Here is a 24,370-nt window from a genome sequence, read left to right as displayed (position 1 = left end):
GCGGTAGGCCAGACACATGGATGCTGACTGACCCACCGCATTCGCGAGCAAGCCCGCTCCCACATTTGGTCGGCTCTGTCATTCAGATCGTTCCCACGCTCCCGCGTGGGAATGCAGCCCGTGACGCTCCGCGTCACACCTGCGCAGAACTTGAATGTTGTGGGCGGGACGCAGAGCGTCCCAGGATGCATTCCCACGCAGAGCGTGGGAACGATCTGATGGCCGCAGGCTACCAGCCATACAAGATGGACCAGAGGATACAGCCAGCAAACCATACCATCCCAAAATGATACGGCCACACCGCCCAACGCTTGAGGGACAGAGGGACAGCCGCCACCTCTGCCTCGGTCACCTCGCCTCTTTTGATGTGAAATTTAGGCATGCCCAACAGGTCACTGATCACGAGCATGCGATGAAACCTGTCGATGTGCTTGTTTCTGCCCCAAAACCGTTTGTTGGCGCAGACCACCTCGTTTTCGCTGAAGTAGCTTTCCAGGGCTTCGAGCTTTGTGCACTCGGCGTAGAAAGTAAGTCCGCCAAAAACGAATGTCGCTATGGATAGAATGATTGCAAGGATGAGTTGAAAATCCATGCTTATGCGCCCTCTGGTTGAAAGATCAAATCACCGTCAATCTCTTCGATTTTTCCGCCCAGAAACGCACCGAAATCGCCAACTACATTGCCCACTGCAAACCCTCCAGGAGTGGGCGAAGATTCTGGCGATATCGTTCCCACGCTCCCGCATGGGAACGATCTGATGGCTGCAGGCTACCAGCCATACAAGTAGGCCCAGAGAACAGCGCCAGCGACCAATACCATCCCAAAATGATACGGCCACAACGCCCAACGCTTGAGGGAAAGGGGAACGCAAGCCAGTTCGGCCTCGGTCACCTCGCCTCTTTTGATGTGAAATTTAGGCATGCCCAACAGTTCTGTGATCAGGAGCATGCGATGAAACCTGTCGATATGCTTGTTTCTACCCCAAAAACGTTTGTTGTCGCAGACCATCTTGTTTTCACTGAAGTAGCTTTCCAGCGCTTCGAGCTTTGTGTACTCAGCGTATAAAGTCAGCCCTGCGAAAATTAGCCCGCCTACGCATAAGAAAATTGCCAGGATGAGTTGAAAATCCATTCTTAAGCGCCTTCTGGTTGGAAGATCAAATCACCGTCGATCTCTTCGATTTGCCCGCCTAGAAAGGCGCCGCCAGCGCCGAATAGGGTGCCTCCTGTATACCCTACCGCAGCGCCGCCAATCACTGCGCAGGCCAGGTCCCCGTTTCCTTTAGCCACTACCCCCAAAAACACCTTACAGCCGAGTCGGCCGATCTTCGCGCCTACCGTCCCTCCCACATAAGCCCCCACCACGCCACCCCCCAGCTTCCCCGTCTCCACATACTTCGCCCGCCGACACTGCGCCTCCCGCCCCTCCACACACGCCTCCTTAATCTCCAACCCGGCCACGCCCACGTCCAGTGCCAAGCCCACATAGGTGCCCATCCCCAACCACTTCGAGGTCTGCGCAATGCTCCGCATCCGCTGCGCATACCCGGCAATCTCACCCTTGTGCAGATAGCTTTTGGTTGAAATCCCCAATATCTTTTTCAGCGCCTGATTACCTCGCAACCCCGTGCCAAATCGCGCCGCGCCTTGCAACTGGGTGTCCAGCAGCCCAAACAACGCCTGGCGCTGGCGCAAAAAAGCCTCACGCTCCAAGCCTGCGGTTTTCAGGCGCTGGTGCAGCCGCTCAATCTCTTCCAGCGTCTGCGCCACTTCGTCCAGATGCCGCGCCCACGCCGAGGTTGCGCTGCCCGCTCCCAACGAGCCGTACCCCAGAAGGCTTTGCAGCAAGTCATAGTTGTTGACCACTTGGGTTGCAACGCGCGCGTCCAGCTCCCGACTGATTGCCTCGGCATGGCGCACAAGCCAGGCCTCTTCCAGTGAGCAGGTCACGCTGTAGGGATCGGGAATAATCACCAACTGCCCCGGCCTCACCAGCCCATGACGCAGGTGCCGGTTCAGCACATCGAAATGATCGGCACGCTGCCGGCCCGGGGCATGACCCATCAACTGGTTTTTTAAACTGAGGTAGTCCGTGAGGCGGTCGTTGATATAGCCCTGCGCCATGCTTCGTATCCCTGAATGCAATGAAGATGGCGTCGGAATATAAGCAAGCGAACAGGGCTCGGACACAAGGTCGGAATGGCTGAGTGATATTTGGGAAGTTGCCTACATCACTGAGAATTAACGCCTACAAAAATGGCCGGACTTGATAGATCGTTCCCACGCTCCCGCGTGGGAATGCAGCCCGTGACGCTCCGCGTCACACCTGCGCAAAACTTGAATGTTGTGGGCGGGACGCGGAGCGTCCCAGGCTGCGTTCCTTTGCTGCGCGTGGGAACGATCTGTGGCGAGGCTAGTGGCATTTGGTCATGGTTTTTAAAGGGCCAGCAGGGCACGTCTCTTTAAATTGCAGGACGTTTCCTAGACAATCCTTGCCGCCTTGTGCCTGCTCGAATCGATGGCTAGTCTGCGGCCCGTCACTGCTTATCAGTGATCGGGTTTAGTCGCCCGGATTTAGGAGTAGACGCATCGTCCCATCAAAGCTTTATGGTGGCTGTGCGCAGGGCGCCTTCGGGCGCGCCGGATGCTCCTGACCGGTCGACTAACCTGCGTACAGCTGCCACCCTACGTTTAGTCGCGAAGTGTGTCGGCTCCTTGATCATCCAGGAGCAACACCATGAAAAAAGTCGTCCCCGACCCACCCCGCAACACCGCCAAAGACCGCGCCGCCTTCAACCGCGCCATCGACCATTACCTGCCCTCCAACGGCGTTAAAATCGAAGACCTGAGCTTCGAAGACGCCCTGCTCTACACCGCCAGCTTGCTCGACAGTGCTTCAGCTACTGCACTCAATTGCGGTGACCTGCTGGCCAGCCCCCAGCGCGCGAAGATTCTGGCGGTGTGGCATTTGCTGGAGATGGCCAAGACCACGGTGGATCGCTCCATCGAGTGCCTGAAACCCACAGCCCCGCCCGCCTGAACACAATAAAAACTGTGGGAGCGGGCTTGCTCGCTCCCACATTTGATCGGTTCTGTCAGTTGGATATCTGCGCTTGCCGGTGCATCCTAGAGAAAGGGGACCAAGAGAAACGGGACAGATTAATTTAATGGACGTGTCAGAAGAAATGGACACCCGAAGGAGGTTAAGTAAGTGCCATTCAAATCTGTCCCCTTTTCCGAGGTCAGGAAAATGGACACTCGAAGAAGGTTAAGTAAGTGCCACTCAATTCTGCCCCTTTTCGCTTAAGTTGGGCATATAGAAAACTACATCTGTCGAATATCAGTTAAAAAATCATAAAATTCTTTTTCTGTCATCTCAAACTCTGGCCCTTCGACCATTGCCATTAGTGACAACAACGCAATGTCTAAATCTTTTGTGAGAGAAAGGTTTGAATTTTGGTAAATATCGAGTGCCTCTTTTGATATTTTAAAAATATCAAATCCATCAACAACTACTCTTCCAAGTCTGTCAGCCACTATGTCTTTCATGCTCATTGCTGCCCCCAACTCTTTAGCTCTGCTCCAGTCGGAGGGTAGTGCTGAGCATCAACAGGCTGCCCATTAATGCTTTTCAGCTGGACACGGATTACTTCTCCTGCATGGTCATAGCTTTCCATCCATTGCCTCGTATCGCCCGTTTTAGGATCAAACTCCGTGGCGAAAGAAGCACCCCGCGTAGGTCCTTTGTGTCATTTGCCGTTAAGCGCTGCCAGCAGTTTCCTCTCTAGCGCCTGAGTATATTCGACATATTCGACAGCGCGAGGCTCCGCAGCAATAAGCTCTTTATCTCGCCGCAGAACATTCAACATTTTTTGCGTCAGCAGTAAATTCTTCGCCCAGACTGCCTCCGGTAATCTTGAGGTTCCTTTTAGCAACTCGGCGTCATCCAGGAATCCTACCAGCACTTCCTTATCCAACTCGCGAACCACGACAGGCAATAATTCCGACGTATACATATCTTGCCTGACCGATCTGCAAAGGTCGCCGATTTCGAGCTCAGTTATCGGAGTGTCCAGAATCGACCTGTGCCATGACTCAAGCGCAGACTCATCAGGATCAGGCTCAACTTCCCACTTAAACCCATTACTCTCATCTATTTCACGAAATGTCTTTTTCATATACCCGCACCATTTAGAGAGTCAGAAATACGTTTTAAAGTATCCAAAGCTGCCTGTCGGGCCGCTTGTGCCTCTGGGTTACTTACATTCTTAAGCGTTTCTGCATGGTTGGTAAGCCCTCTTATCCGCTCCTGCATTTCGTTCAAATGATCATAGTAACCACTGCCATTCTTCCGAGGAACTGGATCTCCAGCCATGTCTTTCAATGTACCTTCGATATCATGATCTTTGAAGTTTTTTAATATGTTATCAATTCTAGCCACCGCTTTCTGCTCTCCCTGACTCAACTTAGTCGCAGAGCTTCCAGCCTCTTTTACACCGCCATTTGCCGAAGCCTCAGTTTCAGCCGCGTCACCACCTACGCCAGTGACTTTAGCACCACCTGAAACCCGACCAGCACCTGTTGTAGCAGCGCCAAGGCCGTTTTCTGCCTCACTCAACATGGCTGTTTCAGTGAGCAACCCTTCAGAGCTCCCACCAAATAGCCCTCTTAGCCCACGCAGTCCCGGCATCAACCCGAAAAGAATAAACAGTGATACCTGAGCTTTCAGATTATCTAGCGCTGTCGGTGAGTCCTGAGGAGGCAGACCATTGTCGTCAAACAGATTCGTGGGATCACCGTGCCATCCCTGATCATTATATTTCTCGGCTGATCCTCCGATCAGACTACCTGTCGCGGGATTACCTCCTGCCATCCCGGCAGCGATCAGACCGATGATCTGCCCCGTCGCTATCTTGTACTGGCTTCCTTGATCGCTCAAATCAGCAGAATCAAAGCGTGAACTTACGAAATCAGCCAGCAGAGCATTAGCAATTGGAGTAAGCCCCTCTGCTATGCCGCCGGCAATCGCACCGCTCGCAAAATCCTCACCTCTAGCCTTGGAGATAAGCCCGCCCAGAGCAGCATGCAGCACTAACTTCTCTGCCAGCGCTGCGTTTACCCCTAGCCCGTGTGCTAAATCCCCAATTGCTTTGTTGCCAGCCGCAGCTCCAAGATCAACGGCTTCGCCAAGTGCTGCATTCGCTAGATTTGAGCTGAAGCTGCCACCATTGATAGCCGTTGATACTCCGCTGCTGATCAGCGCATGCGTGCCGCTACGCAGTAGCGTTTGTTCAGCGCTTTTCCAACCGAGCATATCGCTGGAATAGCCTGGATTTTGGACCGGCCCTGCAGCGGTGACTTGCGATCCACCGTTAGTGGCGCCACTGGGGCTCTTGAACCATGTAGTGTCGGCATAGGCGAACATGCCAGCGGTCAGCCCGCCAACGGCTGCGTTCTTCAAACTGCTGCTACTGAACGTATCTTTGAGGGCGAGCCCCAAATTGCCCTTGTTATTAATTGTACTGACCACGCCGGTTCCAGCTAACGACGTCAAAGCCCCCGTCGCGATAATGTTCCCCAGCCCTGCTGATGTGGCGGCTACTGCTGCGCTCGTTGACGTTGCTGCGGTCGCTGCTGTGGCAGCGGCCATGGTCGAGCCTGCGCCTGCGCCTACGGCGCTGCCTGCTGAAGCTGCCAGCGCACTCGCACCACCCGCCGTCAGAACAGTAACGATGATAATGATCGCCAGCATCGCCCCTTGTCCGAGGCTGGAGTTGCTGTACTTATACGAGTCGTGCGTTTCCTTGATCAGTTTCCAATCAACATCTCCACGTTTCTCTGCGTCCTTCAGCCAAGCCATCTGCGGATCAGCCTTCACCATCGCATCAATAGCCTGGCTGACCGTCTGTTGGTTGACTTGTTTGACATCGATATGTAGGCCATCGACGGCCTTGATGATGATTTCACCCTTGGCAGCCAACTGGGTCTGCCTGAGGGTTTCGTCGGTGTTGCCCTTGCCGCTCATTGAGTTCCAGGCAAAGCTGCTTTTGCTCTTGTCGTGGCTCTCCTGATGAAGATCTTTCATCCCTTCGAACGTCACGCCACTACCGCTGGCAATGTTCAGGTCGTTGCCACTGTCCAACTTGGCTACCTGGTACTTCTGATCTCCCCGACTCTGAATCGTGAGGTCGCCACCGGTTTTGATTTCGCTACCGACATTGACGACCTTGGTCACTTCATCTCGCTGGGTTTGTTTGCTCCCGAAACTTCCCTTTTTCTTCATGTCGTATAGCGAGTAATCACTGTCTTCTGCGGAGAGAAGACTGAGGTTATTCCCCGCCACCAGGTAGGCTTCGTCGCCCGCTGTGATACGGCTGGCAATCAGCGCCAGGTCCTTGCCAGCACCAAGGACGACATCACCACCGGCCGTCAGCGTGGTTGCGACTTGGCTGACATGATCTTCCTGACGCTTGGTGCTTGATGTCTTGCGATAGGAGTGTTCCTCATCAGCACCGGAAACCAGGAACAAATTGCCGCCTGAGTTCATGGTGATGTCGCGCTTGGCATCAATCCGGCTGGCGATAGCGGTAAGGTCACGGCCTGCCGCAACCTTAAGGTCGCGTCCGGTTTCAATGCTGGAACCGTATTGAGTAATGTCCTCACTGCGATAGCGCTGACCGCCATTCATGGTGTTGTGTTCTTCGGCGGAAATCAGATGGACGTCTTGCCCAGCGCTGATTGTCGTATCGCGCCCGCTTTGCAGTACACCGCCGATGCTGGCGATATCTCGTCCGGCCTTGAGAGTAAGGTCGTTGGCGGCTTCAATACGAGCGGCGTTGTCAACGTAGTCGTTATGTTTTGAGAAGCCTATGTCGTAGCCCGCCCCGGTCACGCTACGCTCATTGATCACATCGCCCTTGATTGCCGTCAGAGACACATCACGCCCGGTGATGATGCCGCCGGACTTGTTGACGATGTTATTGCCCGCCAGCAGATCCAAGCGGTTGCCGGCTTCGATCAGGCCGCTGTTAGTCAGGTCGTTCCCGGCAGCCGCGGACAGGTTATTGCTGGCGCGCAAGGTGCCGGCGTTTTCCAGGTCCTTGCCGGCAATAAGGCTGACGTCGTTACCGGCAATAAGGGCGCCGTTGGGTGCCAATCGGTTATTGGCCTGGGCCAGGTAGACCACCGGCACCCATACTTTTTCGCCGTTGACTACGTGTTCTTCAAGCCAAACGATATCGTGGGTCAGCGCGGCGACTTGCTGATTGGTCAGCGACACCCCTACTGATAGATCCAAGCTTTGCTTGCTACGGATGGCGTTGTCCATCAGATAGCGAAACATCGCCTCATCAGAGGTTTGACCATCAATAAAACGCTGGCCGGTGCGTTCAACAATCGCTTGCTGGATCAGGCGCTGTTCATAGAGCCCATCTCCCAAACGCTTGGCACTTTCGTCAGGGTTATAGCCAAGACCGGCCAGCAGGTAATCAGAACTCATGAATTGCTTGAGGTCGGTGAGTACAGGGTTGGTTTCGATCAAGTATTTGTGCGGTTGTGAAACGGCATTGCTGCTGGCCAGACCTTGTACACGATTGATGGTCTGGCTGGTGAACGACGTCGGTTGTCCAGTCAGTGGTTGCGCAACCACTAGAGCAGGTCGACTACCGGCACTCGATGTCTCAGGCCCTGCAACGGGTGCAACCACAACCAGTGGGTCGCGCGAGGCGGTCGCATCCGCTACCGCAACGGTCGGTTGTTGCGTACCCACAGCCACTTGCCGGTCACGGGCCAGCGGCGTGAGCCCAGGGAGATTAAGGTCCGGGCGAACATCCCCCGGCAAAACACCTGACACATGGGTACCACGGTCCACAGTTGAAAGACCTGGCACATGCAGATCCGGGCGAGTAGCGCCTGACAACCCATCAGGGGTATTTACCGCAATTCGGGCATCCCGTTCGGCTGGAGTCAGGGCAGGCAGATCAAGGTCTGGGCGAGTGATATTAATCAATGACTGCGACGGATCAGCCACAGGGTTCTGAGTATTGATGCCATCGACCTGCGCGATATCGCCGCCAGTAACCCGGCCGGGCTGCCACACGCCCGTGTCGGCATTACCGACACCCGATACATTTAGGGTACTGGCATTGGCGGTGATGCCACTGGCTTCCCGAGCGGCTACCAATACCTGTCGTGAGTTGGCGGAGAGTTGGGAAACATCATCCAGGTGTATCGTGCGGCCCTGTGTTTCGGGCAGCGCCTGTTGGCGCTGTGCCAGTCCGACACTCACCCCGCCCATGGTCCAGCTTTGTGGGCCGGAACGACCTTGGACCGCCTGACCATTGCTGACACCCTGACCACTCAAGCGGAACAGGCCATTTTGGCCGCTGGGCAGGCTGAAACCCGGGAGAGTCAGCGGGTTGACCTGTTGTTGAGCCAGATCCGGAGGCAACTGCCGGTTAAGGTTAATAATGGTTGGGCTACCCGTGCCTGTAACTTGGGTATTGGTGCTACGCGATGGGCCGGCGGCGGCGATGCTGAAGGAACGTTCTACACCGTTAGTGACTTTGTTGGCGGCGTTGATAATGACATTACCGCCCGCTTGAATGATAGCGGGAACAAAACTTGAGCCTGCAGACGCAATTAATTTTTCGGCGAAAGGTGTTGCGTTGGTGATTTCTGGTGGTGCTGCACTCGTTACTCCAGGGGTATATCGGGGTTTAGGGATATTGGTCCCAACCCCCCCTTTCGGTCCGAAATTATAACTATAGGTCGCAATGGATTGACCACGGTCAGTACCTGGCTTAAGCCCAACTATTGATTCTTGTTCCGCAGCGTTCCAAAAATGAATATTTTTATTATAAGTAGGATCATTAATAGCATTATAATTCAGCAGCTTCCCCCACAAATCAATAGATGGGCGCATAGCTATATACTTCAGACTTGTATAGCCACCCAACGCGCTGGCGGTATTATTAAAATCTGAAACAATGATACTGAGATCATTAACAGCTGAAACCGAGGAGTTTAAGTTCTCAAACTTATCGCCCACCACATTCAGCTTTTTCCCAGAAACGATACTAGCGGCGACTTGCTCACCGGACGCTTCCACATTAAATTTTTGCTGCCAAACAATATGAGATGAAAAAACTCCTTTGTCACCAACCGAATTGCAATCAAGGCACCGAACACCAATAGAGGACGATATCAAGTTAGTTGTCTTAACACTAAACCCTTCCATCTTATTACTCACAACCGCCGCCTTCAGCGACATATCCCCCGTCGACTCAATCCGCCCCGACAGGTTATCGACCCGCGCAGCCCGCTCGGCACCGTTATAGCCACCTACCTCTATCCCCCCAAGGCTATAAATATCGCTATAGGTATTGGTCAGCGTCCCTACCTGAAGCTTCATATCGCCGCCACTGAGCAGCAATGAACCTTCATTCGCTCGGATGCGATCATTGGTCAGGGTCTGAGCATTGACCAGCAGGGTCTGTGCACTCGCCAAGGTACCCAGGTTGGTGACACCGCCAGCACTGATGTTCATCCCGCTGTTGGAAGTCAAACGTCCACGGTTGGTCAACTGCCCGCTGACGGTCACGTTGGTTGCCCCGCCGCCGGCCATGCTTGCCGGCTCATTGAGGGTCAGTTGAGATGTAGTCACGTCCAGTGTGCCGACGCTACTGACTCGACCATTGCCCTCGTAGCCGCCGGTCAACTGCAACCCCATGCTGCCGTCGCTCGCGATCAAGCCATGGTTGGTCCAGTTACCGCCTTTACCTTCCAAGCGCGTGGAGGCCAGGAGCTGGCCAGTTTCAGTCTGGGTAAAAGTGTTGACGTTGACGTTCAGACGGCCTGCCTGGATGACGCCGCTGTTGGTCCAGGTATCGGCGTTCAAGGTCAGGCCGCCACGGGTGACGATACTGCCCCCGGCGCCGGTGACGTTGGGTAGAGAGATATCGAAGTCCCCCTGCCCAATATGCAACAGCTGACCACTGGTGTTCTTGAAGGTATTGGCCACCAGGGTCAAGTCGTTGTTGGCGGTCTCCACCACCCCATACTGGTTATCAAACAGGTTCCCTATCTGGAACAGGGTCTTGCCGTCACGCCCCAGCGCACGCAGTTTGCCGCTCTGGTTATTGATGCTATTGGCCCGTACGCTCAGCGTGGTATCGCTTTCAATAATGCCGGACTGGTTGCTGAGCCCGCCGATCACCCCAAGGTCAATCTGGCCACCCGCAATCTGGCCATCGTTGCTGTTATCAAAGTTCTGCGCCCCAACCCGCATTAACCCTTTGGCATACAACCCACCCTTGGCGTTAAAGAAGTTCCCCGTACTGATCACAGCCTCTGCACCCTGCGCGACAATACGGCCGCCCTGGTTGTCGATGCCACCCGTAATCAGGTTCAAGCGCTGTCCTTGGGCGATGCCGGCTTGGTTACTAAGGGAAGTACCATTTCGTAGCATGCCCGCCACGTTGGCATCCAGTAGCCCATTCAGGCTCGCCAGTGTGCCTCCCTGGTTATCCAGAGAATTGGCCTTGACGCTCACATCACCGGTCTGCGCCAGCAGCTTGCCGCCTTCGTTATCAAGGTCGCCGCTGACGTCCAGGCTTAAACCGCTCTGCCCCTGCACCACACCCGCACGGTTGCTCAGGCCAACGGCCTTCACCTGCAGGTCGGCACCCTGGCTGTAGATCAAGCCGTCGGCGTCGTTTTGCAGCAGGCCGGTGCTGGTGATTGCCAGGCGGTCCTTGCCGGCGATGGTGCCGCGCTGGCGGTTATCGATACCGCCGGCGAGCAGGGTCAGCAGGCCTTGGCTGGCGATCTGGCCGCCCTGGTTGTTGACCTGAACCGCGCGTTGCAACAGCAACGCGCCAGCGCTGGCCAGCTTGCCATTGGTGTTGTCGAGGGTGCCCAGCAGGCTCAGGGTCAGGCGGCCATTGCTGGCCAGTGTGCCGCTCTGGTTGTGCAGATCTGTGGCGGTGACGGCCAGCGTTTGCTGTGCATTGACGGTGCCGGCCTGGTTGCCCAGGGTGGCGGCTTGCACGTCAAGGTCGGTGCCGCTGTCGATCAGGCCACCGTTGGCGTTGTTCAGCAAACCGCTGACGACGAGGCTTTGCCCCGCGCCGCTGGAGAGAATACCGCCGCTGTTGTCGAGGCTGGTGGCACTGACGCTCAATGCACCTTGGCTGACCAGTGCACCGGCACTGCCATTGAGCATCTCGCCGGAAAGGCGCACATCCACCGCGCCGTTGCGGCTGGACAAGGTGCCGTTGTTGCGGTTGTCGAGGCTGCCACCGCCGACGTTCAGGCCCTGCCAACCTGAGACCAAGCCGTTCTGGTTGATCAGGTTGGCCGCGTTGACCGTCAGCACCTGGCTGCTGATCAACTTGCCGCCGCTGTTGTCCAGGGTGCCGGTGTTCAGGGCCAGGTCTTGCTGGCTGGAAAGCTCGCCGTTCTGGTTGTTGAAAGCGCGCAGACGGTTGAGGGTCAGCGGGCCTTTGGCGAGGATCAGGCCGTTGCGGTTGTCCAGGTCGCTGTTGTTCAGGTCCAGGGTCACTCGCTGTTCGCCCACCACGCGGCCGCCGGCCAGCGCCAGTGCGCTGAGGTTCAGGTCCATCGCACCTTTGGCGGACACTTCACCGCCGCTGCCGGTGTCAAGGCTGGCGGCGCTCAGGTTAAGGCTGCCCTGGCTGTTGATCAGGCCGGCAGCGCTGTTGTCCAGGGCCATGGCACTGAGGGTGACGCCCGTTGCACCGAGCAGGCTGCCGTTCTGGTTGTTCAGGTTGGCGCTGTGCAGGGTCAGCATTTGAGTGGCGCTGATCAGGCCTTGGTCCTGGTTGTTGAGCAGGCCGTCGCTGGTCAGTTGCAGGTCGCTGCGACTGGTCAGGGTGCCGCCCCGGTTGTCCACGGCGCCTGCGTGCGCGTTGAGGCTGGCGGCGCCGATCAGGCCTTTGACGTTGGCCAGGGCCTGGTTGAGGCGCAGGGTCAGGCCTTGGTTGCTCAAGAGTTTGCCGTTGCTGTTGTCCAGGCTTTGCGCGGCCAGGGTGAAGGCTTGGGCGCTGGAGATTTCACCGTTCTGGTTGCTGACGGTCGTGAGGTTATTGAGCAGCAATGGACCGACCGTGTTGATCAGCCCGCCCTGATTGTTCAACTGACCGTTGTTCAGGTCGAGGCTCAGGCTGCTGTTACTGAAGAGCTTGCCGCCCTGCTGGTCAAGGCCGGTGACGCTGGCGGTCAGGGCCTTGGCGCTGCCGATGCTGCCGCCGTTGTTCACTTGGCTGGCCGTCAGGTTCAGGGTGTCGCCGCTGTTGAGGCGCCCGCTCTGGTTATTCAGCACGCCGGTGCTGACCGCCACCGCGCCCTTGCCGCTGATGCTGCCTTGCTGGTTGCCCAAACTGGCGCTGCTCAGTACCAAGGCGCCGTCGGTGACCAGTTCACCGTTCTGGTTGTTCAACTGGCCAGCAACGCCGACATTCAGCCCCTGGGCACTGGAGAGGCTGCCCTGGGTGTTCGTGAGGCTGCGCGCCTTGACCTCGAGGGTGCCTTCACTGCTCAGCAGGCCCCGGCTGTTGTCCAGGTCACCGTCCAGCGTCAGCTTTAACGGTTGCTGGCTGAGGATTTTGCCACCGGTGTTGTCCAGGCCGGTGCCCGTCAGCAACAGGCGCTGGCCACTGAGTTTGCCGCCCTGGCGGTTGAGCAGTTGCTCGACCGCCAGGTTCAGGCCGCTGGCCGCGAACACCTGGCCGCTGTCGCTGTTGTCCAGGCGCTGGCCGGTTATGCTGAGGTCCGCGTTGCTGGTCAGTTCGCCGGCGCGGTTATCGAGGCTGCCTACATCGAGTTTCAGCGCTTTTGTGGCGCCTACCAGACCGCCCCGGTTATCAAGGCTGGCGCCGCTGACGTGCAGGGTCTGGGTGCCGATCAATTGGCCTTTGCGGTTGTCGAGGCGGTTGACGTTGACGGCCAGTTCGGCCTTGCCGGCGATCTCGCCGCCACGGTTGTCCAGGTTCGCGGCGGTCAGCAGCAAGGCGCCGTCGCCAATCAATGTGCCGCGCTGGTTATCGATCAGGTCGCTGGCGCTGATATCCAGGCCGCCACGGCTGCTGAGCAGACCGTCGGTGTTGTCCAGGCTTGCACTGCGGCTGATGAGGCTGGCGCTGCTGACAAGGCCTTTGACGTTGGCCAGGGCCTGCTCGACGCGCAGGGTCAGTGCCTGGTTGCTGATCAGCTTGCCGTTGCTGTTGTCGAGGTTGCGGGCGGCCAGGGTGAAGGCGTTCTGGCTGGAGATCTCGCCGTTCTGGTTGTTGAGGTTGCCGAGGTTTTTCAGCACCAGGATCGGCGCGTTGATCAAGCCGGCGTTGTTCACCTCGCCGTGGTTCATGTCCAGGTTCAGTTGCGTGTTGCTGAACAGCTCACCGCCCTGTTGGTTAAGGCCGGTAAAGTTGGCGTTCAGGGTGCCGGCGCTGGCGATGCGGCCACCGTTGCTGAGCTGGGTGGCCGTGAGGTCAAGGCGGTCGGCACTGATCAGGCGGCCGCCCAGCGTGTTGTCGAAAAGCCCGGTGTTGAGGGTCGCGGCGCCCTGGCTTTTGAGCAGGCCCTGCTGACTGTTGTCAAGGCGGGTGCTAGTCAGCGTGAGGCCTTGGGCGGTTTCAACGATACCGCCCTGGTTGAGCAAATCACTGGCGCTGGTGATGCCCAGTGTACCGGCGCTGGAAATACTGCCGCCGGTGTTGTCGATACGTTGGCTGCCCAGCGTCAGAGTGCCTTCGCTGCTGAGCTTGCCCTGGGTGTTGTCCAACCCCGCTGCCAGCTGAATGGCCAGCGCACGCTGGCCGGCAAAGGTGCCTTGGGCGTTGTCCAGGCGCGTACCGGTAAACCGCGCCTCCTGGGCGAACACCAGCCCCTTGGCCTGGTTGATCACCTGGGCCACGGTCAATTGCAGGGTGGTCCCGGCCAGTAGCTTGCCGCCGCTGTTGTCCAGGGATTGGCCGCTGAGTTCGGCGTCTATCTGGCTGGAGATTTCACCGGCGCGGTTATCCAAGCTGTCGACCTTGAGTTTCAGCGCTTTTGTGGCCCCTACCAAACCGCCGTCGCGGTTATCGAGGGTGGTGCCGCGAAGGGTCAGATTGCCTTGGGCAACCAGCTCGCCACCTTGCTGGTTCAACACGCCGAGGGTGGCGTCCAGGTCGCTCTGGCTGGCGATACGGCCTTTGCTGTTATTGACGTTATCCAGGCTCAAATGCACCGGCCCCACGGCGCTGATCAAGCCGCCCTGGTTGCTCAGCGACTGGCCGGTAACGCCCAGGGCCTGCTGGCTGTTGAGCACGCCCTCACGGTTGTCCAACTGGCCGAGGTGCAGGTTCAAGTCCTGATTGGCGCGGATCACGCCAGTGCGGTTATCCAGGCTGTTGCCGCGCACGGTCAGCAGGTTTTGCCCGGAAACACGCCCGCCACGGTTATCCAGGCTTGCCGCCTGAATATCCACGAGCCCTTTGGCCAACACACTGCCTTTGGCCTGGTTGTCCAGCAAGCCGGCGACGTTCACCGCCAGGCTGCCGTCGCTGACCAGGCTACCGGCCTGGCTGTTGTCCAGGCTCGCCGAAGCGACCTGCAAGCGCTGGCCCGCGCCCACGGTGCCGCCCTGGTTGGTCAACGCGCCCAGGGTCGTGAGGTCGAGGCTCACATCGCCCATGACCTGACCGTTGCGGTTGTTCAAGGTGATGGCGTTGACCACGCTGGCACCAGCGCTGGAAACTTCGCCGTCGACGTTCAGCAATGCACCGGCCAATGCCAGGGACAGGTCCCTGGTACTGCTGAACTCCCCTTCGCTGTTGTCCAGGCTCGCCGCTTGCGCCGTGAGCCCGGCCGCTGAGATCTGGCCTTTGAGGTTGATCAGCGCCTGCTCGATCTTGAGGCTCAGCGCCTGGTCACTCAGCAGTTTGCCCCCGGTGTTATCCAGGCTTTGTGCCGCCAGGCTGAAGGCTTGTTTGCTGGAGATCTCGCCGCCCTGGTTGGCGACACTCGACAGGTTCTTGAGCACCAGCGGACCAGGCGCATTGATCAAGCCACCGGCGTTGTTCAGATGGCCCTTGTTCATGTCCAGGCTCAGGGCGCTGAGGCTGTAAAGCTCGCCGCCGTCCCGTTGGTCGAGGCCGGTGAGGCTGGCGGTGAGGGCCTTGGCGCTGGCGATGCGGCCCTCTCCGCGGTTGTCCACCTGCCCGGCTGCCAGGTCGAGGCGGTCGGCGCTGGTGAGGCGTCCGCCTTGCTGGTTGTTGAAGGCGCCGGTGATGACCTGCACGGCACCGTCACCGATGATCTTGCCACCCTGGTTGTCGAGGCTGGCACTGGTCAAGGTCAAGGCGACAGCACTGAGCAACTCGCCCTTTTGGTTGCTGATTGCATCTGTGGTTGCCAGTACCAATGGCGCGGCACTGCTGATGCGCCCGCGGTCATTGTTGAGGCTGGCCGCGTGCACGCTCAAGCCGCCGTCGCTGCGCAGAGCGCCTTGCTGGTTGTTCAGGTCACCGCTCAATACCATGGCCAGGTTGCGCTTGGCGTACAGGCTGCCCTCGCGGCTGTTATCCAGTTGCGCGGCGTTCAGGCTGATCGATCGCTGCCCGGAAATGATGCCCTTGAGTTGGTTGTCCAGGCGCTGCAAGGTCAGCTGCATCTCGCCGTTGGCCAGCAGGCGCCCACCCATGCTGTTATCGAGTAGGCTGCCGGTGAGTGACAGGTCGGTAACGCTGGAGACTTCACCTGCGCGGTTATCCAGAGTGCCAATCACCAGGGTCATGGCCTTGCCCGAGTTGACCAGGCCGCCGTCGCGGTTATCCAACGCCGTGCCGTTAAGCTGCAACTGCTCTGTCGCCACAACGCTGCCGCCGCGGTTGTCGAATTGGCCGACAGCCAGGCTCAGGTCGCTCTTGCCGGTGAGACGGCCTTTGGCCTGGTTATCCAGGCTGGCGGCGGTCAGTTGCAATTGGCTGCTGGCGGCAAATAACCCGGCCTGGTTGAGCAACTGCCCGCTTATCAAGGCGTTGAGGGTGCCATCGCTGGTGAGTGTGCCCTGGGTGTTGTCCAGGCTCGCAGCCGTCAAGTTCAACGCGTGGCCCGTGACAAGGCGGCCATTGCGGTTAGATACAGCGCCCGAGTGATCAAGGGTGAGCAGCTTGTCACCCTGGATCAGGCCATGGCTGTTATCCAGTGACGCGCCAGCCAGGGTGGTGGTGGCGCCGAGGATTTCGCCTTGCTGGTTGTCCAGTGCCGATTCGACGTACGCGGCGAGGCCGTCGCGAACCTTGAGGGCGCCTTCGGCATTCACCAGGCTGTTCGCCCGCAGATCCAGTCCGGTGGCGGAAACCAGACCCTTGGTATTGTCCAGAGCCTTGCTGATACGCACCACCAGCCCTTGTTCACTGAGCAACTTGCCGCGACGGTTATCCAGGTTATCGGCGGTGAACGTCAGCGCCTGGGTGCTGGATATTTCCCCGCCCTGGTTATCCACGCTGGCAAGGTTACTCAGCAGTAACGCGCCCGGAGCATGGATCAAGCCGCCCTGGTTGTTCAGGTAGCCGTGGTTCAGGTCCAGGCTTACGCCCGCCTGGCTGTAGAGGCGCCCGTCGCCGTGTTGGTCAAGGCCGGTAACGGATGCGGTGAGTTGCTGCTGGCTGGTGATGCGCCCGCCGGCGCTGTTGTCTACCTGCCCTGCGGTGAGAGCGAGCGTGCCGTCGCTGTTGAGCGTGCCTTGGGCATTGTTCAACCCGCCGCTGACCGAGAGCTGCAAATGGTCCTTGGCGTAGAGGCTGCCCTTGGCGCTGTTGTCGAGGCTGGCGGCAGCCAGTTGCAGGTTGGCACCCGCTGTTAACTGACCGGTCTGGTTGAGCAACTGCCCGACAATGCGCGCCGTCAACCGAGCATCACTGGTCAACTTGCCGCCGCTGTTATCCAGGCTCGCGGCGGCGATATCGAACGCTTGCGCACCAAACAGCGTGCCCTGACGGTTATCCACGGCGCCCAGGCTGTTGAGGTTCAGCGTGGCATCGCCCTGGAGCAAGCCCTGGCGATTGTCCAGGGAGCCTGCATTGACCGAGGCAGTGCGCGCGAGCAGCTTGCCGTTGCGGTTATCCAGCGCACCGTCGACCTGCAACGCTGCGCCTTCGGTGGCACTGACCGTGCCACCCAGGTTACTCAGGCTGCCGGCATGCAATTCCAGCGTCTTGGCCGACACCAGGCCCTTGGTGTTGTCCAGCGCGCGGGCGATGCGCAGGGTCAGCGCCTGTTCACTGAGGACCTTGGCGTTGCTGTTGTCCAGTGTCTCGGCAACCAGGGTAAACGCACGACTGCTGGAGATTTCACCCCCTTGGTTGGCGACGCTGTTGAGGTTGCTCAGCAGCAACTGACCCGGTGCGGTGATGGCACCGCCCTGATTGTTCAGGTGGCCGCGATTGAGGTCCAGGCTCACATCGCCCTGGCCGAACAGCCGGCCGTCATTGTGCTGATCCAGCCCGGTCACGCTGGCGTTCAGCGACTGGCCACTGCTGATGCGCCCGCCATCGCTGTTGTCCACCTTGCCGGCTTTCAGGTCCAGCTTGGCGTCACCGCGCAAGGTCCCTTGCTGGTTGTTCAGGGCATCGCCCAGCAACAGATGGAGCTGATTGTTCGCGTACACGCTGCCCTGGCGGTTATCCAGGGTGGTTGCGTTGAGTTTCAACACACCGACCGCCCCGAGGTTGCCGGCGCGGTTATCGAGGGTGTTGCCGGCCAGGGTCAGGTCGGCTTTGCTGCTGATGCGTCCCTGGCGTTGGTTATCGAGGCTGCCCAGGTTCAGGCTGAGGTTGCCAGTGGCCGCCAACAGGCCGACCTGGTTAAGCAAGTGCCCGGAAATGGCGGCGGCCAAGGCGCCGTCGCTGGTGAGCTTACCGTCGGTGTTATCCAGGCTCGCTGCAGTGAGCGTGAAGTGGCTGCCCGCGGCCAGGGTGCCGTGCTGATTGGTCAGTGCGCCGCTGTTGATCGCCAGGGTGTGGTCGCCTTGAGCCTGACCGTTGCTGTTGTCCAGACCGCCTGCCGCCAACGAAAGATCACTGGCCAGCAACTTGCCGCTGCGGTTGTCCAGCAGGCCGTCGACGCTCAGGTTAAAGCCATCACGGGCACGCAGTGTGCCGTCCTGGTTGCCCAGGCTTGCGGTGCGGGCGTCCAGGCTTGCGGCTGAGACCAGGCCTTTGGCGTTCTCCAGTACACGGGCGATACGCAGGGTCAGCGCCTGCTCGCTCAAGACCTTGCCGCGGGTGTTATCCAGGCTGTCCGCTTGCAGGCTGAAACCTGTGGCGCTGGAGATTTCCCCAGCTTGGTTGTCGACGCTGCTGAGGTTGCTCAACAGCAGTGAGCCCGGCGCGCTGATGACGCCACCCTGGTTATTCAAATGGCCACGGTTAAGGTCCAGGCTCACATCGCCCTGGCTGTAGAGACGGCCATCGTTGTGCTGGTCCAGGCCGGTCACGCTGGCGCTGAGGGCCTTGCCATTGATGCGCCCGCCCGCGCTATTGTCCACCCGCCCGGCACGCAGTTGCAGGGTGCCGCCGGCGCTTAGCTGGCCGCCCTGATTATTGAGGTCGGCGCTGCTCAGTTGCAGGGCCTGGCCGCTGGCAAGCGTGCCATTACGATTGCTCAGTGCGCCGCTGTCGATCTTTAGTAGATTGTCGCCCTGCACCCGACCTTGGGCGTTATCCAGCGTACCTGCCGTGAGCCGTACATCACGGCTCAGGATCTCCCCGCTGTGGTTGAGCAGTGCTGCACCAACGCCCAGGTTCAAACTGTCGCGAGCCACTAATTGGCCGCTGCTGTTGTCGAGACTGCCAGCCTGTACCTGCAACGATGTCGCACTCACCCGGCCGGCCGCATTGTTCAAGGCCTGGGCGATGGCCAGGGTCAGCGACTGCTCGCTCAACACCTTGCCCCTGCGGTTATCCAGCGTGTCAGCTTGCAGCGTGAAGCCGGTGGTGCTGGAAATTTCCCCGTTGCGGTTGTCGACACTGTTGAAGTGATTCAGCAGCAACTGGCCGGGCGCGCTGATCACGCCGCCCTGGTTGTCCAGATGACCGCGATTGAGGTCCAGGCTCAAACTGGCCTGGCTGGCCAGACGCCCACTGCCGTTGTTGAGGCTGCCCACACTGAGCTGGCTTGCACCGGCGCCGCTGAGGCTACCGCCACGGTTATCCAGCATGCCCGCCACACGGGCGTTCAGCGTACCGCGACTGCTCACGCTGCCGTTCTGGTCATTGACCAGGCTGGCGACATCGATCTGCAAGCCGGTGGCTGCAATCAATCCCGCACTGTTATTCAAGGTCTGCGCAATCTGCAGGGTCAGCCCCTGGTCGCTGAGCAACTTGCCGGCAGCGTTATCGACGGTACGTGCCGCAACGGTAAAGGCCCGCGCGCTGGAGATTTCGCCCTGGCGGTTGTCCACGCTGTTGAGGTTGTCGAGGGTCAATTGCCCGGTGGCATTGATCAGCCCGCTGCGGTTATCCAGATGGCCCTGGTTGAGGTTGAGGTTCAGGTCGGTGTTGCTGTAAAAGCGGCCGCCGTCCTGTTGATTGAGGCTGCCGAGATTCGCGTTCAGGCCCTGGGCACTGGCGATCTGGCCTGCGCCACTGTTATTCACCGCACCCGCCGTCAGGTTCAGGGTCTGGCTGCTGTTGAGCACACCGCCCTGCTGGTTATCCAACGCACCGACCTTGACCTGCGCACCACCGGTGGACTCGATCCGTCCCTGCTGCTGGTTGGCCAGGGTGCCACTCAGTTCAATACCCAGCGTGCCTTGGCTGGTGAGCACGCCCTTTTGGCTGTTGTCCAGTGAAGCGGCCCGCAATTGCGCGGCTTGGCGTGCAGCAATTCGCCCGCCCTGGTTATTGATCAGCCCCGTCGCATTCAGGCTCAGCGATTGGCCGGCCGAGACCAGGCCGGCGACGTTATCCAGTTCATTCAGTTGCAGCGTGACCTGCGCCTGGCTCGACAGCTCGCCGCTGCGGTTGATCAGTTGCCCGATGCCCGCCGTGAGGTTGCCGGTGCTGGTGACCAAACCACCTTGGCTGTTGAGCAGTTGCCCGGCTGTGACCCCAAGGCTGCCCGCACTGAGGATGCGGCCCTGGTTCTGGTTGTCGATCTGCGTGGCCGTCAACTGTGCGTCGCGCCGGGCGCTCAAGGTGCCGCCCTGGTTGGCCAGTTCGCCGGTATTGACGCTGAGGTCGCGGCTGGCGATCACGGTCTTGCCGGTGTTGTCGATGGCCTGCGCGGTCAAGCGCACATCGCCCTGGGCATTGCGGCTGTTATCGGCGTTGATGCCTGCTTCGATGATCCCGTTGTTGGTCAAGCGGCCACCGGCGTCCAGCGCGATGCTGTCCTTGGCGGCCAGGGTTTGTTGCGTGGTGAGCGCACCTTGGGTTTTTACCGACAGATCAGTACCGGCGTAGACCGCCGCCTTGGCTTGCAAGCTGGCCGCTTTGACGGCGACAGAGGTGCCTGCCGTGGTTGTGCCCATGACCACATTGCCCGCAGCATCAATCTGAATATCGCCGCCAGCGACCATATCGCCCGACAGCTTCACGCCCACACCGGCCTCGGTGCCGATCAGCTTGACCGCGCCCACATACATGCCGCCCAACGCCGACGAGTCAATCGCCAGGTCCGGCGCCTGGCTGCCATCTGCCGCCCGTGCGGTGGGGTTTAAGGTGCGTGCGTCCACATCGTTGCGCCCGGCGACGATGGTGAGTTTTTTCGCCTGGATCTGCGCATTGATGGTGGTAGCGCGGGTGATGATTTCGAACTGGTCGACATTGGTCGCGTTGAGGCCCGCGCCTTCGATGGCGACGCTGCCTTGATCGACTTGATAGCGGCTGATCTGGCCGTTTTCGATCACCGCTTTACCGGTGGTCAGCGTGACTTGCGGCGTGTTGATAAAGCCGCAACCGTTGCAACTGATGCCATACGGGTTGGCGACAATCACATGGGCCGACTGCCCCGCCACTTCGGTGTAGCCGCGCAGTTGGCTGGGGCTGCCACCGTTGACTTCGTTGAGGATGATATTGGCAGCGGTGCCGCGCAGGTTCGGGTTGCCGACAATGATGCCGCCCAGTTGTGTGGCCTGGGTGCGGTCGGTGGCGTTGTTGAGGATGACGCCGTTGGCACCGACGTTATAGTCATGAAATTGGTTGTGCGAGAGGCCATTGGCATTCGGTGCGGCGATATTGACGATGGGCACGCCATTGCCCGCCTGCGCGAGGCCTGTGCCCGGCGCACTGACCACAATGCCGTCGGCCTGGGCCAGCAACGGGTGCCAGAACATCGCGTTGGCCAGGATCAACGCCAACCCGCGTTTAGGCAGCCCCAAAAAGTGGGAACGGCTTTTTACGGCAGCAGAAGGCTGGCGCACGAGGAAGGCGAACTGGCGAACGTCCATGTTGTGTCTCGATACCCGAAGGCGGTAAAAAAATTAAAGGAAAAAATCCATACGGAAATAGATCGGCGCTTCACGCTCTGTGATAGCGGCCGGTCGTTCCAAAGAGTGGGCAAAGGTCACGCTGGCGGCGACGTTTTTGCCACGGGCAAACAGCTCCACCGAGTTGCTGCTCATGCGCCCATGCTGCTCGGCGTTGTAACGGTCGCGGCTGATCACGCCCTGGTCATAACCGAGGCTGGCGCCGTATTCGCTGAGCACCGGTTGCAGCCAGGCCCAGGTCACCGGGCGGCTCCAGCGCAGGTCGTTGCGCCAGTAGCCGCCGCTGTCGCCGGACAGCATCTGGTCCTTGTAGCCACGGATTGACGACTGCCCACCCAGGCTCATGCGCTGCGGGCTGAACAGCACATCTTCGCTGTGCTGGCCGGTCATCAAACTGCTGAAGCTCAAGGACTCGCCCCACAGCTTGAACGGGTACAGGTAGCTGACGGTGGCCGTGTATTTGCGGTAGCGCGCATCGGCCTGGCCGTGGCGCGGGTTGTGATTGGCCTGGGCGTCAAAGGCACCGATGCCGTCTTGCATGCCGAGGTCGATGTTGAGAAATGCACTGCCGATACGTCGGCCGTGGTTGATGCCGAACTGGGCTTCGCTGAGGCGGTTGCTGCTCAGCGCCAGCTTGCTGTCTTCAATGAAGTTATTGGTGCGCAGGTAGGCGACGCCAGTGCTCAGCGAGGTTTTGCTCAAGGCGTCGCGGTGAACGACACGCTCCAGGCGCAACTGGTGGCTCTGGCTGTCGCCGGTCTGCTTGAACTTGAAGTTGTTGGCCTCGGCACGGGAGCGGTATTCGCTTTCGGTGTAGCTGTAGGTGAGGTTCCACCAGCCGAAGGGCAAGCTGTAGTTGAGCATCGAATTGCGCGAAGTTTTCTGGTGATCGCTAACCGCATCGTGGCCGCCACGCAACGAAAGTTGGTCGGCCAGGCCCAGCGGGTTGTCCCAGTCGAGGCTGGCGCCCCACTGTTGTTCGCCGGTGCTGAGCTGGCCGCCGTTGTGCCGCGACAGGCCGACACGCCAGGGCTTTTGCGGGGTGTTTTTGACCAGTACATCACTGCCGCCCACGGCCTTGCCCGGCGCCAGTTCCATCTGCGCCTGGTTCGAGGGCAAACGGTTTAGCTGATCGACCATCTGTTCGATTTCACGCAGGTTGAGCAACTCGCCTTGTTTGCCGGGAAAGCTCATCGCCAGTTGACGGTCGGTGATGCCGCTGTTTTCGGCGCCTTTCAGGCTTTCGAGCTTGCCCTCGACTACCTGGATTTTGAGGTTGCCGCTGGAAAGGTCTTGCTGTGGCAGATACGCACGGCTGGTGACCAGGCCCTTGGCCAGGTAGCGGTCGGTGATGACCTTGAGCACTTCGTTGAGCTGCGGCACGCCCAGGCATTGGCCGATGTAAGGTTTGATCAGCGCATTGCGCTCGTCTACGGACAGGGCGTCGGCGCCTGCGAGCTCGATGGTTTTGATCGGGAAGCAACGGGTGTCGGCAGGCGTCGCCGGAGCTGCAGGGGCGGCGGATTTACCGGGCAGATCCCTGAGTTCTTCGAGGCGCCGCTGCTGCTCTTCGAGCAGGCGGTCCTGACGGTCGCGGATCAGGTCGGTGATGCCAGGGGTGTTCTGCGCGGGGGCAGCTTGGGCCAACCCGACGTAACCCAAGCAAAAAAAAGCGGACAGCAGACCGAGCCTGGTCCGGCGTACCAAACGCCACATTTCTAGATCCCTCTATATGGCGTTGTGCCATCAATGAACGCGGATCATAGGGTGGCAATATAGTGGCGTCAATTAAATGTATGAGTTTATTCAATAGCGATAAAAAACCGGCCCCCCGACTTTTTTCATTCTGATATTGCCCGCAATAACAAAAAGTCCATAATGGACAAATTAGTTTATCTGCGGAGATTGCCATGTCCAGCACACCCCTCGTCATGAATCAGGCTCAAGCCCGTGAATGGCTTGCCCAGATCGATGTGCCTCACATCCTGCACAAGCTGTTCCGCGACCTGGCGGCCGGGCTGGCGGTGCAACCGGCGCAGCAGCTGGTGGAGTTCCCGCACGGGGCCGGCGACTTTATCAACTACCTGGGCGTGCTGGCCGACGAGGGTGTGTATGGGGTCAAGACGTCGCCCTACATCGTGCGCGAGCAAGGCCCACTGGTGACGGCCTGGACTTTGTTGATGTCGATGCACAGCGGCCAGCCGCTGATGCTGTGTGATGCGGCCGAGCTGACCACCGCGCGCACCGCTGCCACCACTGCATTGGCGGTGGACGTGCTGGCGCCTGCTGCCGCGCGGCGCCTGGCGATTATCGGCAGTGGCAAGGTGGCCCAGGCGCACCTGCACTACGTGCGCAACCTGCGCGACTGGCAGCAGATTCGCCTGTATTCACCGAGCCTGGGCCACGCCAGCGTCGACACCCTCGCCCACCTCAAAGGCCTGGACCCGCGCCTGACCCTGGCCGACAGCTGTGACAGCGCCGTGGAAGACGCCGATGTGATCCTGCTGTGTACCTCATCGGCCGGCCCGGTGCTCGACCCAGCGCGCTTGCGCAAACCCGCGTTGATCACGTCCATCAGCACCAATGCGCCACACGCCCATGAAGTGCCGCCGGCAAGCCTGCAAGGCATGCACGTGTTCTGCGACTATCGCCAGACCACGCCGGGCGCGGCCGGTGAGATGTTGATCGCCGCCGAGCAACACGGTTGGGACAAGCGCGCCGTGATCGGCGACCTGCCGGAGCTGCTCAGTGACATGGCGCAGCGCCCGGACTACGACCGCCACGTGTTTTTCCGCTCAATCGGCCTGGGCCTGGAAGACGTCGCACTGGCCAACGCCCTGTACCAAGCCCAGCGCTAACCATTAATTAAGGAGATGTT

Annotated in this window: 9 protein-coding genes; 2 read left to right on the top strand and 7 right to left on the bottom strand. The window is 59.4% G+C overall.

Annotated elements, in window-relative coordinates; all coding sequences use genetic code 11:
• Positions 1 to 229: 229 nt before the first annotated feature.
• The 3 genes from ACTD9P_RS19040 to ACTD9P_RS19030 all read right to left on the bottom strand — a co-directional run bounded on the left by ACTD9P_RS19040 (position 230) and on the right by ACTD9P_RS19030 (position 2,123).
• Positions 230 to 592 (bottom strand): hypothetical protein, encoded by a 363-nt coding sequence (locus ACTD9P_RS19040; RefSeq protein WP_170038613.1) that lies wholly within the window; start codon positions 590 to 592, stop codon positions 230 to 232.
• Between the two features lie 176 nt (positions 593 to 768).
• Positions 769 to 1,131, bottom strand: a complete 363-nt coding sequence (locus ACTD9P_RS19035) for a hypothetical protein (RefSeq protein WP_438868917.1) — start codon at positions 1,129 to 1,131, stop codon at positions 769 to 771.
• Positions 1,132 to 1,133: 2 nt separating this feature from the next.
• Positions 1,134 to 2,123 (bottom strand): hypothetical protein, encoded by a 990-nt coding sequence (locus ACTD9P_RS19030; RefSeq protein WP_438868916.1) that lies wholly within the window; start codon positions 2,121 to 2,123, stop codon positions 1,134 to 1,136.
• Positions 2,124 to 2,736: 613 nt separating this feature from the next.
• Between ACTD9P_RS19030 and ACTD9P_RS19025 the strand changes: the two genes are divergently transcribed.
• Positions 2,737 to 3,039, top strand: coding sequence for a DUF6124 family protein (locus ACTD9P_RS19025; protein ID WP_438868915.1), 303 nt, complete (start codon positions 2,737 to 2,739; stop codon positions 3,037 to 3,039).
• 284 nt (positions 3,040 to 3,323) lie between these two features.
• On the opposite strand, the gene ACTD9P_RS19020 is transcribed toward ACTD9P_RS19025, so the two are convergent.
• The 4 genes from ACTD9P_RS19020 to ACTD9P_RS19005 all read right to left on the bottom strand — a co-directional run bounded on the left by ACTD9P_RS19020 (position 3,324) and on the right by ACTD9P_RS19005 (position 23,208).
• Positions 3,324 to 3,554, bottom strand: coding sequence for a hypothetical protein (locus ACTD9P_RS19020; RefSeq protein ID WP_438868914.1), 231 nt, complete (start codon positions 3,552 to 3,554; stop codon positions 3,324 to 3,326).
• Between the two features lie 194 nt (positions 3,555 to 3,748).
• Positions 3,749 to 4,177: a contact-dependent growth inhibition system immunity protein gene (locus ACTD9P_RS19015; RefSeq protein WP_438868913.1), complete on the bottom strand. Its 429-nt coding sequence runs from the start codon at positions 4,175 to 4,177 to the stop codon at positions 3,749 to 3,751.
• Entirely contained in the window at positions 4,174 to 21,453 is a 17,280-nt protein-coding gene (locus ACTD9P_RS19010) for a two-partner secretion domain-containing protein (protein WP_438868912.1), read from the bottom strand. Before ACTD9P_RS19010 ends, ACTD9P_RS19015 begins: the two co-directional genes overlap by 4 nt.
• A gap of 33 nt (positions 21,454 to 21,486) precedes the next feature.
• A complete protein-coding gene (locus ACTD9P_RS19005; RefSeq protein WP_438868911.1) occupies positions 21,487 to 23,208 on the bottom strand; it encodes a ShlB/FhaC/HecB family hemolysin secretion/activation protein in 1,722 nt (573 codons plus the stop codon).
• 194 nt (positions 23,209 to 23,402) lie between these two features.
• Here ACTD9P_RS19005 and ACTD9P_RS19000 point away from each other — a divergent pair, with 194 nt between their 5' ends.
• The gene (locus tag ACTD9P_RS19000) at positions 23,403 to 24,350 is read left to right on the top strand and encodes an ornithine cyclodeaminase family protein (protein WP_438868910.1); all 948 of its coding nucleotides are present in this window, start codon (positions 23,403 to 23,405) and stop codon (positions 24,348 to 24,350) included.
• Positions 24,351 to 24,370 lie beyond the last annotated feature (20 nt).

The sequence above is a fragment of the Pseudomonas onubensis genome (assembly GCF_965653655.1).
Taxonomy (GTDB): domain Bacteria; phylum Pseudomonadota; class Gammaproteobacteria; order Pseudomonadales; family Pseudomonadaceae; genus Aquipseudomonas.
The sequence above is the reverse complement of the archived record's forward strand: the minus strand, read 5'-3'. Positions and strand labels throughout refer to the sequence as shown.

Excerpts from the sequence above, each read along its gene's own strand:
- ACTD9P_RS19000 (WP_438868910.1), top strand. The coding sequence starts at position 23,403 with ATGTCCAGCACACCCCTCGTCATGAATCAGGCTCAAGCCCGTGAATGG.
- ACTD9P_RS19020 (WP_438868914.1), bottom strand. The coding sequence starts at position 3,554 with ATGAGCATGAAAGACATAGTGGCTGACAGACTTGGAAGAGTAGTTGTT.
- ACTD9P_RS19005 (WP_438868911.1), bottom strand. The coding sequence starts at position 23,208 with ATGTGGCGTTTGGTACGCCGGACCAGGCTCGGTCTGCTGTCCGCTTTT.
- ACTD9P_RS19030 (WP_438868916.1), bottom strand. The coding sequence starts at position 2,123 with ATGGCGCAGGGCTATATCAACGACCGCCTCACGGACTACCTCAGTTTA.
- ACTD9P_RS19035 (WP_438868917.1), bottom strand. The coding sequence starts at position 1,131 with ATGGATTTTCAACTCATCCTGGCAATTTTCTTATGCGTAGGCGGGCTA.
- ACTD9P_RS19010 (WP_438868912.1), bottom strand. The coding sequence starts at position 21,453 with ATGGACGTTCGCCAGTTCGCCTTCCTCGTGCGCCAGCCTTCTGCTGCC.
- ACTD9P_RS19015 (WP_438868913.1), bottom strand. The coding sequence starts at position 4,177 with ATGAAAAAGACATTTCGTGAAATAGATGAGAGTAATGGGTTTAAGTGG.
- ACTD9P_RS19025 (WP_438868915.1), top strand. The coding sequence starts at position 2,737 with ATGAAAAAAGTCGTCCCCGACCCACCCCGCAACACCGCCAAAGACCGC.
- ACTD9P_RS19040 (WP_170038613.1), bottom strand. The coding sequence starts at position 592 with ATGGATTTTCAACTCATCCTTGCAATCATTCTATCCATAGCGACATTC.